General features: G+C 35.8%; 15 protein-coding genes and 1 riboswitch. Of the genes, 12 read left to right on the forward strand and 3 right to left on the reverse strand.

Features of this window, described 5'->3' with window-relative positions:
• Positions 1–4: 4 nt before the first annotated feature.
• Positions 5–1831 (reverse strand): TonB-dependent receptor plug domain-containing protein, encoded by a 1827-nt coding sequence (locus tag DI487_RS02410; RefSeq protein WP_109568243.1) that lies wholly within the window; start codon positions 1829–1831, stop codon positions 5–7.
• A gap of 28 nt (positions 1832–1859) precedes the next feature.
• A riboswitch (cobalamin riboswitch) is annotated at positions 1860–2075 on the reverse strand.
• A 36-nt stretch (positions 2076–2111) separates the two neighbouring features.
• Here DI487_RS02410 and DI487_RS02415 point away from each other — a divergent pair.
• The 7 genes from DI487_RS02415 (at position 2112) to DI487_RS02440 (ending at position 8625) form a co-directional block, all read left to right on the forward strand.
• A complete protein-coding gene (locus DI487_RS02415; RefSeq protein WP_109568244.1) occupies positions 2112–2954 on the forward strand; it encodes an energy transducer TonB in 843 nt (280 codons plus the stop codon).
• A gap of 212 nt (positions 2955–3166) precedes the next feature.
• Positions 3167–3955 (forward strand): ABC transporter substrate-binding protein, encoded by a 789-nt coding sequence (locus DI487_RS02420; protein WP_245896505.1) that lies wholly within the window; start codon positions 3167–3169, stop codon positions 3953–3955.
• Complete coding sequence (locus DI487_RS16220) at positions 3913–4305, forward strand: substrate-binding domain-containing protein (RefSeq protein WP_245896507.1); 393 nt, start codon at positions 3913–3915, stop codon at positions 4303–4305. The genes DI487_RS02420 and DI487_RS16220 overlap by 43 nt, the downstream gene beginning before the upstream one ends.
• Positions 4305–5333 carry an iron ABC transporter permease gene (locus DI487_RS02425; RefSeq protein WP_109568245.1) on the forward strand — a complete coding sequence of 343 codons (1029 nt, stop codon included), beginning with the start codon at positions 4305–4307 and terminating at the stop codon, positions 5331–5333. The genes DI487_RS16220 and DI487_RS02425 overlap by 1 nt, the downstream gene beginning before the upstream one ends.
• A 3-nt stretch (positions 5334–5336) precedes the next feature.
• On the forward strand, positions 5337–6116 hold the full coding sequence (locus tag DI487_RS02430; protein ID WP_109568246.1) for an ABC transporter ATP-binding protein: 780 nt from the start codon (positions 5337–5339) through the stop codon (positions 6114–6116).
• A gap of 53 nt (positions 6117–6169) precedes the next feature.
• Entirely contained in the window at positions 6170–7795 is a 1626-nt protein-coding gene (locus DI487_RS02435; protein ID WP_109568247.1) for a S8/S53 family peptidase, read from the forward strand.
• Between the two features lie 68 nt (positions 7796–7863).
• Positions 7864–8625, forward strand: coding sequence for a dienelactone hydrolase family protein (locus DI487_RS02440; protein WP_109568248.1), 762 nt, complete (start codon positions 7864–7866; stop codon positions 8623–8625).
• Between the two features lie 35 nt (positions 8626–8660).
• Here DI487_RS02440 and DI487_RS02445 read toward each other — a convergent pair whose 3' ends face one another.
• Together DI487_RS02445 and DI487_RS02450 are read right to left on the reverse strand one after the other, a co-directional pair.
• Positions 8661–9320 (reverse strand): hypothetical protein, encoded by a 660-nt coding sequence (locus DI487_RS02445; RefSeq protein ID WP_109568249.1) that lies wholly within the window; start codon positions 9318–9320, stop codon positions 8661–8663.
• Positions 9321–9573: 253 nt separating this feature from the next.
• Positions 9574–10143, reverse strand: a complete 570-nt coding sequence (locus DI487_RS02450; RefSeq protein WP_109568250.1) for a pseudouridine synthase — start codon at positions 10141–10143, stop codon at positions 9574–9576.
• 97 nt (positions 10144–10240) lie between these two features.
• On the opposite strand from DI487_RS02450, the gene rmuC reads away from it, so the two are divergent.
• The 5 genes from rmuC to DI487_RS02475 are packed head-to-tail and all read left to right on the forward strand — an operon-like array spanning position 10241 to position 15794.
• Positions 10241–11611, forward strand: a complete 1371-nt coding sequence (gene rmuC / locus DI487_RS02455; protein WP_109570580.1) for a DNA recombination protein RmuC — start codon at positions 10241–10243, stop codon at positions 11609–11611.
• A 5-nt stretch (positions 11612–11616) separates the two neighbouring features.
• On the forward strand, positions 11617–12006 hold the full coding sequence (locus tag DI487_RS02460; protein WP_170108160.1) for a 6-phosphogluconate dehydrogenase: 390 nt from the start codon (positions 11617–11619) through the stop codon (positions 12004–12006).
• A complete protein-coding gene (locus DI487_RS02465) occupies positions 11993–12535 on the forward strand; it encodes an acyl-CoA thioesterase (RefSeq protein WP_109568251.1) in 543 nt (180 codons plus the stop codon). The genes DI487_RS02460 and DI487_RS02465 overlap by 14 nt, the downstream gene beginning before the upstream one ends.
• Before the next feature lie 59 nt (positions 12536–12594).
• Complete coding sequence (locus DI487_RS02470) at positions 12595–13722, forward strand: hypothetical protein (protein WP_109568252.1); 1128 nt, start codon at positions 12595–12597, stop codon at positions 13720–13722.
• Positions 13723–13745: 23 nt separating this feature from the next.
• On the forward strand, positions 13746–15794 hold the full coding sequence (locus DI487_RS02475; RefSeq protein WP_109568253.1) for an FG-GAP-like repeat-containing protein: 2049 nt from the start codon (positions 13746–13748) through the stop codon (positions 15792–15794).
• Positions 15795–15833 lie beyond the last annotated feature (39 nt).

Consider the following 15833-nt stretch of genomic DNA (forward strand, 5'->3'; position numbering starts at 1 on the left):
TCTATTAAAGTTTAAAATTGATACTCAAATTATAATTTCGTCCCGGCATAGGACGTGATAAAACATTTTGATATGCTTTATTTTCAAGATTAAAAACCTGAAACAAAACATTTATATTTTTCTTTTTACCCAAATCATATTGCAATCCGGCGTTAGATAGCCAATAGCTCTCCAGATCGTAAAAATTATCATTTGAGGTATACACCTTGCCGTTAAACAAAAACTGGTAATATAATGATGCTCTACGATAGCCTACATTAACTTGTCCGTTGATCTTATGGAAAGGCACATAGATCAGTTGCTTCCTTGTTTGTTCATTCTCAGAAACGGTATAAGCATAGTTCAGATTAAAGCTTAATTTTGTTTGTCCTAATTTCTTTTGCCATTCAGTGCCTAATTCAGCACCGTACGTGCTTACTTTATCCGTGTTTTCCGGAGTCCAGATCCCGCTTGCATTTGGAACCCAACGCAACATATCTGTAATATCGTAATAATAGCCCGTTGCGGTAAATTTAAACTTTGAAAAGCTCAGTATTTGTGATAGTTCAGCCTGATAAGAATGTTCCGGCTTCAGATTCGGATTGCCACTTCCTTGCCAGTACAAGTCATTAAAAGTAGGAATTCTATAATTTTTAGAGCCGTTGATCTTAATAGCATAAAAAGTAGTCACATCCCATTTCCCACCCAGTGAGAACAATAAAGGACTTTTGTAAACAGAGGTAGCTTCGTAACGAAAACTTCCCTCATACTGAAATGTTTTTGCTATTTTATGTTGAAACAACAAACTCCCGCCTGCAATTTCTCTTTTTGCTTTTGCTATTCCTGATCCTCTTCCGTTGTTTTGAGTGTAGTCTAATATAACATTCCATCGAACTTTTCTACTGGGCTCAAAAATAACATCATACTTAAAAATTGTACTCTCCACCGTTCCGTGAGTAAAATTTTCACTCATTCTGTTTTCATAATACTTATAATTCTCTTGCAAAAAAGCACCTTTCAATTGAGAGGTGAATCTTCCCGACTTCATTTGCCATTCTACCATATTCCGCATATTGAGATCGAGATACTTACTTTTAGATGGCGAAGAAATAGTACCCGAAAAATAACGCTCACCGTCAAAATAGTGTGTATAGAACTTCAACGTATTATGGCCATTTAGCTTATATCCGAAAACCGTATTAAAACTGTTATTCTGATAAAAGCCGTTTTCATTCTTTTTATCATAGCCAATGTATTTGTAATCGTTTTGAGATTCGTTTCGGCTGAAATGGATCGTAGAAGAAAATTTTTGAGTGGAAAAAACTCCGCCATAGCGAATTCCGTATGTACTGAAACTTCCATAGTTAACTCTTACAGCGTGAACAGAAGCAGTTTTAAATTTCATTTCATTATTGAGATGCACCGTTCCGCCTATGGCTCCGCTTCCGTACGTAACACTCCCGCCTCCGGGGCGTATCGTTACATTGTCAAAATCAGTAACATTGATCGTATTAAAGTCGGTTTGTCCATTGAATTGTGAGTTAATATTGATCCCATTCCATACTACAGCAGTCTGCGATGCTGTGGTTCCCCTAAAAGAAGGAGATGAAACCATACCAAAACCATTCTCTTTGAAATAGATAGAGGAATTATTACGAAGTAGATCAGTAAGCGATCCTTTGTTTTTAGCAATGATACTATCAGACAGTACGATAAGTTTTTGACTCCCCGAGAATTTTTTCAATTGCCGGTCGGCAACTGTTACTTCTTGCAGTTGTACCAATGTGTCTTGTTGCGCATAAACGCCAAGACCAATAAAAAATACTAAAAATACCTGTAATTGCTTTACCATTTTGAAAACCTTTATTCCCGAAAGTTTTTTACTTTATTGAATCAGGCAGGTCTCCTGGCTTGCGTCTTGTTATTAGCCTTCCCAAAAAATCAATTAATTTTCAGTGGCAATGCAGTAAATAACAAGCTTTTTAGCTTACAGTTGCGGGTACAGCTCAGGATTTTGACACAAAATAATCAGCACCTGATTCCCTTTTCATGAAGTACAAAAAATATGTACCTCAACCTTAATTCGATTGCAAAGATATTGTAATTTTCTATATTTTTGAAAAAAAATAAAAATGAAAAATATATTCTACTGCATTATTTTATTTAGCTTTTCTTGTTTAGCTCAAAATAAAGATTTATCACTTGAAACCTTCTCTGCTTATAAAGTTGAACAAATACCTTATACAGAAAATTGTAAAAATGTAACAGTAGAAGAACAAACAAATTGTTTAATTGAATTTTTACGTGAGCATTTAAAAAAGAATTTGCAAATTCCTAACGAAGAGTTTGAGACTCTAAGTATGTCAAGAATTAATGTTTCTTTTGTAATTACAAACGAGGGAGATATTTCAGGTATTACAGTTGAAAGTCCAGAAAATACGACTTTTAAAGATTTATTTGAAAAAGAAATTGTTAGAGTTTTAGAATTAGCACCTAAATTTTATCCGGGTTTACAAAACAATAATGCGGTAAATGTCTTTTTTAAAGATATTATTAGCTGTTCACTTATAAAAAAGGAAAATCAAGAAACTAATCAAGATATTATAATACCATATGTTAACGTTAATAATTTAATAACGGAACCAACTTTTAAAAGTTGCTTAGACCTTTCAGATGACATATTTATTCAAAAAGAATGCTTTGAAAAACAACTTAATAAATACATTATACAACATCAAATTTATCCAAAAGAAGCTAAAAAGAATAATATAAGTGGAAAGGTTATAGTTTCTTTTGTAATAGAAGCTGACGGCAGTATATCTAACCTAAAATCAAGAGGACCTGAAAATGGACAACCTTTAATAGACGAAGCAGAACGTTTAATCAAAAACATTCCTAATTTAGTTCCTGGCACTATAAATAGGAAACCTATTAAAGTTAGGTATTCAAAAATTATTACTTTTAATACATACTAATCATTTTTTACCACTCATTTTTTTTATCAGCCAAATAAAACCTACTACAAAGTGTAGTACAATTACTGCAATGACGATATACATAAAGGTGTTGCTGTCTCTCATCTTTTTTAAGCTAAGTTAATTTGAAATCACCAATGAAAATGTAGCATTTGTTACTCAAAATAGCTTTTATGAAAACAAAATTCTATTTTTGCTAAAAATTTTCAGGTATGTCTTTCATTACTAAGATCAGCTTTTTTTTAGGATTACTCTTCTTATTTTCTCAATGCAAAAAACAAGAAAACCAAGCTCAGGAAAACCCGAAAGCTAAGGAATTGATTACGGATTCAGAAGGCCTATCCATTAAAGATTTCGGTTCGTTTTACTGGGTTACGATAACAAATACATTCCCGGAAGCAACTGAAAATTACAATTATGTTTTACATAAAAAGGGAACTACTGTTCCTGATAGTTTAAGCCAATATACTGCTATAGAAATTCCAGTTCAGAAGATCATAGTCACCTCTACCACGCACATTCCTTCACTCGAAATGTTAGGCGAAGAAAACAAACTGGTTGCTTTTCCTACCACTGATTATATTTCGTCTGAAAAAACAAGAGCTCTTATTGATGAAGGTAAAATACGTGATCTGGGCAACAATCAAAATTTGAATACGGAAGTTATTTTAGAGCTTCAGCCGGATGTAATTGTAGGTTTCAGTGTTAACGGAAGCATGAAAGCCTATAAAAATCTGGAGCGCAACGGACAAAAAATTATTTTAAACAGTGACTGGACCGAACAAACACCTTTAGGTAAAGCCGAATGGATCAAATTTTTCGGGGTTCTGTTTGACAAATCCGAAGAAGCCGAAAAATTGTTCAACCAGATCAAATCGGATTATCAGAATGCCGTTACTCTGGCACAAAATACTCAAAACGAACCCAGTATCATGGCAGGAAGTATTTATGAAGACCAGTGGTTTTTACCTCAAGGGGTAGTTGGGCTGCTTATTTCTTAAAAGAAGCCCATGGCAATTATCTTTGGAAAGATACTCAGGGAACCGGAAGTCTCTCCTTATCTTTTGAAAGCGTTTTAGACAAAGCAAAAGATGCCGAATACTGGATAGGTCCAGGACAATTCACTTCAATAGATGCCATTTTAGAAAGCAATCCGAACTATAACTATTTCAGATCTGTTCGGGACAAAAAAGTTTATTCTTTCAGTAACAAAAAAGGAAAAACAGGCGGCGTAATTTATTATGAGTTAGCACCTAACCGCCCTGACCTGGTGGTAAAAGACCTTATTAAAATCTTACACCCGGAAGTATTACCGGATTATGAATTATTCTTCTTTGAACATTTAGAATAATGAACATGTCAAGCCAACATAAGCTACTTTTCGGGATCCTTGTTTTAGGGAGCATCGCTTTATTTTTAATCAATATAAGTTTAGGTTCGGTATTTATTCCCGTTTCGGAGATTTGCAAAGGCATATTAGGATTCAAAATGGAAAAAGAGACCTGGGAAATCATCCTGTTCCATTTCCGTTTGCCTAAAGCTGTTACCGCCATCTTAGTCGGGATCGGATTGTCAGTCAGCGGTCTGCTGATGCAAACGCTGTTCCGAAATCCTTTAGCCGGTCCTTATGTTCTGGGCTTAAGTTCAGGAGCCAGTTTAGGTGTTGCCTTTGTTATTTTAGGTTCTGCCTTACTACCGGTTTCCGTCGCTTCCTTTTTTCTGTCAACTTATGGATTAACTTTAGCTTCCGGAATCGGGAGTTTCTTAGTACTTGCCGCCGTTTTACTGGTTGTCAAAAGATTAAAAGATACTATGGCAATCCTTATTGTCGGTTTAATGTTCAGCAGTTTTACAAGTGCTATCGTTTCAGTCTTAACATACTTCTCAACTGCCGAACAATTGCAAAAATATACTTTCTGGTCACTGGGAAGCATTAGTAATTTATCATGGGAAGAAGTTACACTGCTATTTATACTCATAGCTATAGGGCTTATCTTTAGCATCACAATCATAAAACCCTTGAATGCCCTTCTTTTAGGAGAACGCTATGCTAAAAGTATCGGTATCCATTTTAAAAGAACACGCTTAATAATTATTATTGCTACGAGTATTTTAGCAGGAAGCACAACAGCATTGGTCGGACCGATCGCTTTTATAGGTTTAGCGGTTCCTCACATGGCAAAACTACTTTTCAAAACCAGCAATCACCTTGTTCTATTGATGAGCACTTTGCTTTTAGGCAGTATTATGATGCTGATCTGTGACAGTATTGCTCAGGTTCCGAATAGTGAACTCACTCTACCGATCAATGCTATAACATCTATTTTCGGAGCTCCGATCATTGTTTGGCTCCTAATCAGAAAACGAAAAATTCAATAACAGATGGTTCCGTTTATTCTACATACTGAAAATTTATCCATTGGTTACACTAAAGGAAAATCATCTGTTGTTATTCAAAGTGATATTTCACTGGATCTGAAAAAAGGAAAGCTCATTGCTCTTATCGGGAAAAACGGTATTGGAAAATCAACATTTTTAAAAACAATCACCGGGATTTTAGAACCCCTTTCCGGAACAATTGTAATCAATCATAAAGATCTTTCCGATTATGACAATAGCGAATTAGCTCAGGAAATGAGTTTAGTACTAACCGAAAGTCTTCCTCCTAGTAATTTAACCGTCTATGAGATTGTTGCTTTAGGTCGCCAACCTTATACTAATTGGTTGGGAACACTCACTACTGAAGACCGTCAAAAAATTGACGAAGCCATCTCACTGACCGGAATTTCGGATTTCGCCCATAAAAAGCATTATGAAATCAGCGACGGACAATTACAAAAAACCATGATCGCAAGAGCATTGGCTCAGGATACATCTATCATCATTTTAGACGAACCTACAACTCATTTAGATCTGGTTCATAAAGTAACTTTACTCAAATTACTTTCTAAATTAACCCACGAAACCGGAAAAACCATTTTGTACTCCACTCACGATCTCGATCTGGCTATTCAACTTACTGACGAAATGATCGTTTTTACGGAAAATGCTATTTATAAAGATGAACCTTGCAATCTGATAGCTCAAAATGTATTCAATCAGATATTTGATGATAAAAATATTTCTTTTGATACCGAAAAAGGAAAGTTCATTATAAAATAACAAAAACCAATTTAATTATTTGATATATTTGCTAAAGCATTAATTTTCAGTCTATGAAAAAAGAACTACTTCTTTTCTTTCTTTTTTGCTTTTCATTTATAACTGCACAACAAAGCGTTCAAAACAACAATACTGTTTCGCTTTATATCCGCATCAATGAAAAGGAATTGAACTTTTCGGAATTGCAAGAATTTCTGAATGTATACAATGCTACCATTGAAAATGGCATCCGATTGTCAGAAGATCAATTCTCTTCTCTGAAAGAGCAAGCTCTCTCCGTTACCGGAACAGATGAATCAGTTCTGCGCTTAAAGAATATTTTCAGGATACTGATCCCTGATACTAATCCAACAACAGTGGATGAGCCTAAAGATAAATTAACGAATCAAAAAGGAATTATATATTGTGTAAAAATGGAAACGGAACCGATTGCTCCGCCAACTGATATTCCGCCAACTACACCTGACTATTTTTCCCAACAGACTTATATTCAAAGTAACCCCGGTGTTAACATGCAATATGCCTGGGATCAAAATTTTACCGGAGCAGGAATTTCTCTTTTTGATGTAGAATACGGCATGAATGTTTACCACGAAGAGTTCAATGCTGTAAATATCTCTATTGCAAGCGGAATGACCGTTGAACCTACATTAGACGAAAGCTATACTGAACACGGAACCGGTGCCTTAGGAGTAGTTTACGCAGACAACGGCAATTATGGTGTTACCGGAATGGCTTATGGACTTGATACTGTTATTTTATATCCTGAATATACTGTAGAAAACGGATACAACCGGGCTTATGCTGTTACACAGGCTATTGCCAATGCAGCTATTGGCGATATCATAATGTATGAAATGCAAACCGGAGGAATCGGCGCCGGACCATACAACTATGTCCCTGCAGAATACAATGATGTGATCTGGGATTTAACCAAAGCCGCTACTGATGCCGGAATAATTGTGGTAGCAGCAGCCGGAAACGGAAACCAGAATTTAGATGCTTCCGGATATGCTACATACATGAACAAAGGAGACAGCGGCGCCATATTAGTCGGAGCTGGGACGTCTAATTTAAACCACGAACGAATATATTACAGTACTTACGGAAGCAGAGTTGATGTACAGGCTTGGGCTCAAAATGTAATTTCTTCCGGATACGGAGACTATAGCACAATAGGAGGTGATTTTAACCAACGTTACACTCTTTTTTCCGGAACCAGTTCAGCTACGCCTATTGTAGCTTCATGTGCTGCGGTGTTACAATCCTATTACCATTTTTACACCGGAAACTATATGACCGGTCAGGAAATCCGAAACATTTTAATTACAACCGGAATTGCTCAGGGCGGTACAACCGCAGGTCACATTGGTCCCATACCGGATATGCAAGCCGCAATTGCCTATTTGGACAGTACATTACACAACGAAGCTTTTACTACTGATTCATTAAATATTTATCCTAACCCGACATCTGACTTTATAACGATAACAGATTCTAAAGGTGATTTTAACCAAGGTCAAATCACTATTTTCAATTTATTAGGTCAGACGGTTTATCAAAACAATTTGGAGTCAAACACTCTTAAAATAGACCTTTCTGATCTGGATAGCGGAGCTTACTTTGTAAAAGTAACTACTTCCCGAAAAGAATATTTAACTAAGATCATTAAAAAATAGTTCTGAAAAGGAACCTCCTAAAAAACCGATTATCAGTATCTTTACAAGAACAACCAATATCCTGAAAAATGAAAATACTGATCTCATGTTTTGTTATCCTATTGGGGTTAACAACACAAGCCCAATTAAGCCGCGTTATATATAATGATGGCAATCAAAAGTTAGAAGGTTTTTTTTATAAAGCTCAGAAAAGCAATCCTAAAAATATCGGAATTGTTATTCTTCCCGCCTGGATGGGAATTGATGATCACTCTAAAGAAGTCGCCGAAGATTTATCAAAACTAGGTTACCACGCTTTTGTTGCTGATATTTACGGAGTAGGTAATAAACCGAAAGATCCTTCAGAAGCCGGACAAAAAGCCGGTTATTATAAAACCCATTACAAAGAATATCAAAAACGTATTCAATTGGCTATTGAGCAATTGATCCTACAAGGAGCAGATAAAAACGAAATTGCAGTGATTGGCTATTGTTTTGGCGGAACCGGAGCTTTAGAAGCAGCTCGTGCTCATTTTAACGTAAAAGGAGTGGTTTCCTTTCATGGCGGTTTAGGAAAAGATCCTTCAAGACCAGTTGAAAAAATAACTACCAAAGTATTAGTTCTACACGGAGCAGATGACCCTTATGTACCAGAAAGTGAAGTACTGGCTTTTCAAAAAGAAATGAAAACCTCTGAAGCTGACTGGCAAATGGTATTTTATGCGAATGCCGTACATGCCTTTACGCATAAAGATCTGGATACGGATAATAGTAAAGGAGCTGCTTATAACGAATTGGCCGATAAAAGAAGTTGGAAAGCAATGAAAACTTTTTTCAAAGAAATATTTTAATAAAAAAATCCCTTTTGAAAAGGGATTTTATATTCTTAGTTAATCAATTTAACACCAGTCTCTCCGTTCAGTATAAATTCAAATGTTCGTTCGTGGCTTTCCCAGTTGAGTGCAAATTTAGCATCCGTTTTTATTTTGATATTCAATACCAATTGAGGTATCGGATTTTCTTTTGTACCGATGTTTGATACATAAGTACTATCTATAACGGCACTTCCGTTAATTACCCAAGGAATATTAGCATCACATCTGGAAAAAGTGACATGAATGTTAGGAATCCATTTTCCACCGAAATCAGGGTTTACTGCTTTATAAGTTCCCGCTACCTTAAATTTAACGGTATAACAATTTACTCCGACAAAGTTATCTAATTTATAGGTGATCTCATCTGAAGCAAAATTTTTAGCTAATTCATAATTTTCCCAATTCGTATCTTTAACAGATAAAACTCTTGAAGTGGTTTCTTCCGTTGCAGCAGAGGCTTTTGAATCTTTTATAATATCCCAGACAAATTTTGCAACTTCAATAACAGTCTCAGCAGTTCCTCCTTTAGCAGTCAACCCTTTTAATTTACTACTTGTTGCCTGCTTTCTTGCTTTTTCTCCTAACTCTTCAATAGTTCCTTCATTTGAAATCACTTGTTCTCCGTTCACTAATACTTGTTCTCTGAATCTTTGTTCTTGTTCTTGTGGCATAATAATATGTTTTTAGTTATCTACCGCAAAGTAAGCTAAAGAGCAAATGCCATTTAAGGTGAATAAAACCCCATTTAAAAACCACGTATTTCTACTTATTCCCCGGAGATATTACAAAAACACATTTCAAATTTAATTTCTTTGATAAAATTAAATTACGTAATGAACTATAATAGCTAGTAGCAATTATTCTGAACCGGTTTCAGATTTTACAAGAAATTGAATATTATATTTTTTAGACAATTCTATCTATTTACAGATCAAAAGAAGTTACTTCTTTCACTTCTCCTGCAGAAATTCCTGCTAAAAAAGTATTTCCAATTCGAACGCGAACTAAACGTAACGTAGGAAAACCAGCTGCTGCAGTCATTTTTCGTACTTGTCGAAATTTACCTTCGGTTACCGTTATGGAAACCCAACTCGTGGGTCCGTGACGTTCATCGCGAATTTTTCTGCCTGTACCAATAAAATCTGGCAATTCGATTATTCGTTTAGCTTGACAAGGTTTGGTTACATACCGAATTCCTTTAAAACCAATTTCTACTCCTTTTTGCAATTGTTCAATGGCTTCGTCCGTTATTAAACCGTCTACTTGCGCATAATATTCTTTTTCAACTGATTTTGCACGTACTATTTCGCTCATCATCCCATCAGTGGTCAGTAATAACAACCCTTCTGAATCTTCATCTAAACGACCAATTGCCATCGTTCCTTCCGGAAAAGAATATAATTCGCCTAACAAACGTTTCGTTCGTTTCTTTTCGTAAATAAACTGACTTAAAAAACCATGTGGTTTGTGCAATAAAAAATGATGATGATCCATGTAGAAATTTTCACAAAAATACGTTTTTCAAATTATGCCGAAGAGAATTCTTAAATTGATTAATTTCCTTAAATTTACATTTGAAATTCAATTTTATATGTCGCAAACAATTTTAGTACTCGCCGTTTTTATTTTAGCATTAGCTATCGGTTTTTACATTGGTAAATTGCTTACCAAAACACAATCACAATCCACAACTTCAGGTTTAGAGGAACGTATTAATGGTTTATTGAGCCAAATAGATCAATTAAAGCAGCAGTTTCTGCAAGAAAAAAATCAGTTGGAAAGAAATTTAGAAAACTTAACTACTGAAAAAGATACTCTTCAAAAAGAGAAGGAAAGTTTAGCAATTCACTTGGCTAAAAAAGAGAATGATTTCGATAATTTACTGGAACGTAACAAAGAACAAAAGCAGGAACTAACTGAAGTTCAGGAAAAATTCACCAAAGAATTTGAACTTCTGGCGAATAAAATTCTGGAAGAAAAAACCAATAAATTCACGGAACAAAACAAAGAGAATATGAAAACTATCCTGAATCCGCTTCAGGAAAAAATTCAGTTGTTTGAGAAAAAAGTAGAAGATACCCATAAAGAAAGTATTGATTACCATGCTGCACTTCGCCAACAAATTTTAGGCTTAAAGGAAATGAACGAGCAAATGAGCAAGGAAACCATAAACCTGACCAAAGCGTTAAAAGGCGACAGTAAAATGCAAGGAAATTGGGGCGAACTCGTTCTGGAACGTGTATTAGAAAAATCGGGCTTAGAAAAAGGACGTGAATATGAAGTACAACAAAGTTTTACTACGGAAGAAGGCAACAGAATCCAACCCGATGTGATTGTGAATCTTCCGGATGGTAAAAAGATGGTGGTCGATTCAAAAGTTTCGCTTACTGCTTATGAACGTTTTGTGAATGAAGACGACGACAGTTTAAAAACCAACTTTTTAAAAGAACACGTTACTTCTATTAAACGTCACGTAGAACAATTGGGGGATAAAAACTATCAGGATATTTACCACATGGAAAGCCCTGATTTTGTTTTGTTATTTATTCCGATAGAACCGGCTTTTGCTATTGCCTTGCAAGAAGACAATACTTTATACAATAAAGCTTTTGAAAAAAACATTGTTATAGTAACGCCTTCTACCCTTTTAGCAACACTCCGTACGATCGACAGCATGTGGACCAATCAAAAGCAACAAGAAAACGCTATTGAAATTGCACGTCAGGCCGGAGCTTTGTATGACAAATTTGAAGGTTTTGTTCAGGATCTGATTAAAATCGGTAAAAAAATGGACGAAGCAAAAGGAGAATATAGCAATGCTATGAATAAACTGGTAGATGGAAGAGGAAATCTGGTATCCAGCGTAGAACGTTTGAAAAAAATGGGGGCCAAAGCTAAAAAATCCTTACCGGAAAATATTTTAAAAAGAGCAGATAACGACGATTCATTAATTGAAAATTAATTTTTATGAGTATTCTAAAAAAAATTGTGATCTATGCCCTATTATTACTATCACTAGGATCAATAGGCTATATCAGTTTCATTTACTATGTCCCTTACAGTAACGGAGTACGCTCCGGAGAATTAATAAAGATCAGCCACAAAGGCTATTTAGTTAAAACCTGGGAAGGAGAGATCAGTCAGGGGATCTCCGGTGCTCAGATCTTTAGTTTCTCTGTAGAAGACAAACACAAGGACATTATTCAACAATTGAAAGATTACCAGGGTAAATACGTAAAAGTAGAATATATTGAGCGTTACCGTACCTTTTTCTGGTGGGGAGACACCCGCTATTATATCACTAAAGTAGAAAAAGAAAATTCACCGCATTTTAACCTGAATAATGATGAGAACTAATACTGTTGAAGCTTCCAAAATTACTTTAACGGAACTCATGCTGCCCTCCCACTCTAATTTTAGCGGAAAGATACATGGCGGCTATCTGTTAAACCTAATGGATCAGATTGCTTTTGCCTGTGCTTCTAAATATTCCGGGAGTTACTGCGTTACCGCATCTGTTGATACTGTTGATTTTTTAAATCCTATCGAAGTGGGTGAATTAGTAACCCTGAAAGCTTCCGTAAACTATGTCGGTAATAGCTCTATGGTCGTTGGGATAAGAGTAACCTCCGAAAACATACAGACCGGAATAGAAAAACATTGCAATTCCAGTTATTTTACCATGGTTGCCAAAGACAATGAAGGCAAAAATGTCAAAGTACCAACGCTAGCTCTAAGCAGTTGGATAGAAGTTCGTCGCTTTTTTGATTCTTTAAGGCGTATCAACCACAAGAAAAATTATAAAATGCAGGAAGTCACTTTTGATTATAAAAGCGAAGAAGCCTTAGAACAATTAAAATCCCACAACATAATAATGGATTTTTAACCATAATATTACATTAAATTAAAAAAAGTATTATTTTTGTTAGAAACAAATCAATCAATATGACAAAAAAATACACTTTTTTTAATTTAATTTTACTATTTTTTTTAGGATTTTATGCCTGTTCAGACGATCAGGGAAGTAGTAGCGAGTACACTCCTATTTCTCCGGTAACTGTAGACCTGACTCAGGTTCCTTATGAAAAACTTTCTGACTATCATTTTTTTGAAGGTTCTTTAAAAAACCAAAATCCTTCATTAAATGTTCTGCCTTACACCCCGGCCAGTACCCTATTTACAGATTATGCTCTTAAAAAGAGATTTGTATGGCTACCGAAAAACACAAAAGCTACTTTTAACGGCGATGGAAAAGTTTTAGAACTACCTGTAGGAGCTGTACTTATCAAAACGTTCTATTATGACAATGTACAGCCTTCAAACACAACCCGCATTTTAGAAACAAGACTAATGATTCGCAAAGAAAGCGGGTGGATCTTTGCTAATTATGTATGGAACGATGAACAAACCGAAGCTTATTTCGATTTAGACGGTAGTGATATCCCGATCAGTTGGATTGACGAAAACAACAATCTGAAAAATGCTACCTACAGGATCCCGAATGAGGTACAATGTATAACCTGCCACAAATCAGAACAAGAAGTCAACAATGTTTTAATAACTACTCACACACCTATAGGAATCAAACCTCAGAACCTAAATTTTAATTACAATTATACTGACGGAACTAAAAATCAACTATTAAAATGGATAGAAGAAGACTATCTCGAAAACAACTTTAATCTGCCCTCTGTACAAAACACTGTAGTAGATTATCACGATACTTCTCTACCTATTGATCTGAGAGCCCGTTCCTATGTAGACATCAATTGCGCTCACTGCCATAGTGTTGGTGGTCATTGTAGTTACAGACCTATGCGTTTTGCCTATAGTGATACCTATAACAACAACACTAATATGGGAGTATGTGTCGATACTGAGGACATGCAGGATTTTCCGCCGGCATTATCAAAAATTGTAACTCCGGGCAATATCGGCAGATCTATGATGTATTACCGTTTAAATACGGAAGATGAAAGTTATAGAATGCCTTTACACGGCAGGACTATTATACATACTGAAGGTGTTGAATTAATTGAGCAATGGATTAATTCCCTTACGCCTTGTCCATAAAACTAACCTAAAACCACAACAACATGAAAAAAACTACTTTACAACTGCTTTCAATATTTTTTATTGTAAGTAGCATAAAGGCTCAAGACACGTGCCAGACTGCTCTGCCTATTACAACAGCAGGTTTCTACACTGTAGCTGCTGTTGACGGTACCGCACCCACTATTTTTTGTGCACCAAACGGAACGATCACCAACGGAGACCCTCGTGGGGAATGGTATGCCTATACTCCGTCAGATGATTATACCGTAACAGTAACATCTTACCTGTCAGCAAACAGTCCTTTAGTGGATACGCGCTTTCACGTTTATACCGGAGATTGCAACAATTTAGTTTGCTATTCCGGTGATGACGATAGCGGTTCAGGCTATTCTTCTATGGCTACATTTAATGTTTCAGCCGGCGAAACTTATTATATTGCCTGGGATAACCGATGGAGCAATAATGGCTTTGTGTTTGAAGTAATTGAAAATCCTATAGTCGTTCCTCCTGCTTCCCCTATTTCATATTCAGATGTAACTGTCGGTACACTAAACAGCACCTATAATATTTGTATTGTGGATATGAACGGAGATTTTAAAGACGATATAGTAGGAGTCAGTGCTAATAATCTTAGAATTCATTATCAAACCGCTCCCGGGGTATTCTCCATTACAGATATTCCGATCAGTGGCACCAGTAAAATGCCTTCTTGGAGTATGGCTGCCGGAGATTATAACAGAGACGGGTATAATGATATTGTATTAGGAAGCGGAAACGGATTAAGCGTATGGACTTCAAACAATACCGGCACTGCTTATTCCAATTTTACTCCCGGTCAGTATATTTTTTGCCAAAGAACAAACTTTTCTGACCTCAACAATGACGGAAATTTAGATGTTTTCTCGTGCCATGATATCGCACCGAATGTTTACTATCTGAATGACTCCAGCAATAATCTGACATATTATCAAAGTAGTGTAACTCCCGGAGCTATGAACATCGGAAGCGGCGGTGGAAACTATTCTACCTTATTTACAGATTTTGACAATGACGGAGATACAGATGTCTTTATCTCTAAATGTTCAGGGCCTCCTTGTGAATTACACAGAAATGACGGTAACGGGATTTACACGGACATTTCCGCTATAGCGGAAATCAATATAACCCCTATCCAAACTTGGTCATCTGCCGTAGCTGATTTTGATAATGATGGTGATATGGATATCATTATTACAGCAAGTTCCGGAGTTCATCATTATTTTCAGAACAATTTAGACACTAGTAATTCAGTCGAAGAAGCCTATACAGAAATAACATCCGGATCAGGCTGGGACACCAATTCCAGTACTAACATAGACAATGTAGCTTACGATTTTGACAATGACGGTTTTGTCGATGTATTAGGAGGTGGAAACAAGATCATGTTTAACAATCAGGGAGACGGAACTTTTTATCCTATTCCATACACAGGCTTAAGTGTAGGAGCTATTGGTGACCTAAACAATGACGGCTTTCTAGACATTCAAAACAACAACAATATCCATTACGCAATACCTAATGGAAACAATTGGATAAAAATAACATTAGACGGTATCGTAAGTAATAAAAACGGTATCGGTGCCCGCGTTGAAATCTATGGAAGTTGGGGAAAACAAATCAGAGACATAAGAAGTGGTGAAGGCTTTAGATATATGAGCTCATTGAATGCTCATTTCGGGATAGGAACAGCAACCTCAATTGACGAAGTTCATATCATTTGGCCTTCCGGAACAATTGATGTCATTGAAAACCCTGCCATCAACCAATCTTTAATGATTGTCGAAGGCTCAAGCCCTTTGAGTTTAGCAGATTTCAATGAAGATCAGATCAACATCTACCCTAATCCGGTTAACAATGTACTAAATATTTCAAATATCGATCTTTTAACGATCAAAAGTATTAAAATATACAACCAATTGGGACAAGAAGTAATGAACCATACTTCATTAACGAATTCTATCAATGTTAGTCCATTGCAAAAAGGAGTTTATATTTTAACTATTGAAACCAACGAAAACCAGAAGTATACCAAAAACTTCATTAAAAAATAAGAATAAGGAACATAAAAAAAGGAGCTTAATTAAGCTCCT

It is taken from the genome of Flavobacterium sediminis (genome assembly GCF_003148385.1).
GTDB classification, from domain to species: domain Bacteria; phylum Bacteroidota; class Bacteroidia; order Flavobacteriales; family Flavobacteriaceae; genus Flavobacterium; species Flavobacterium sediminis.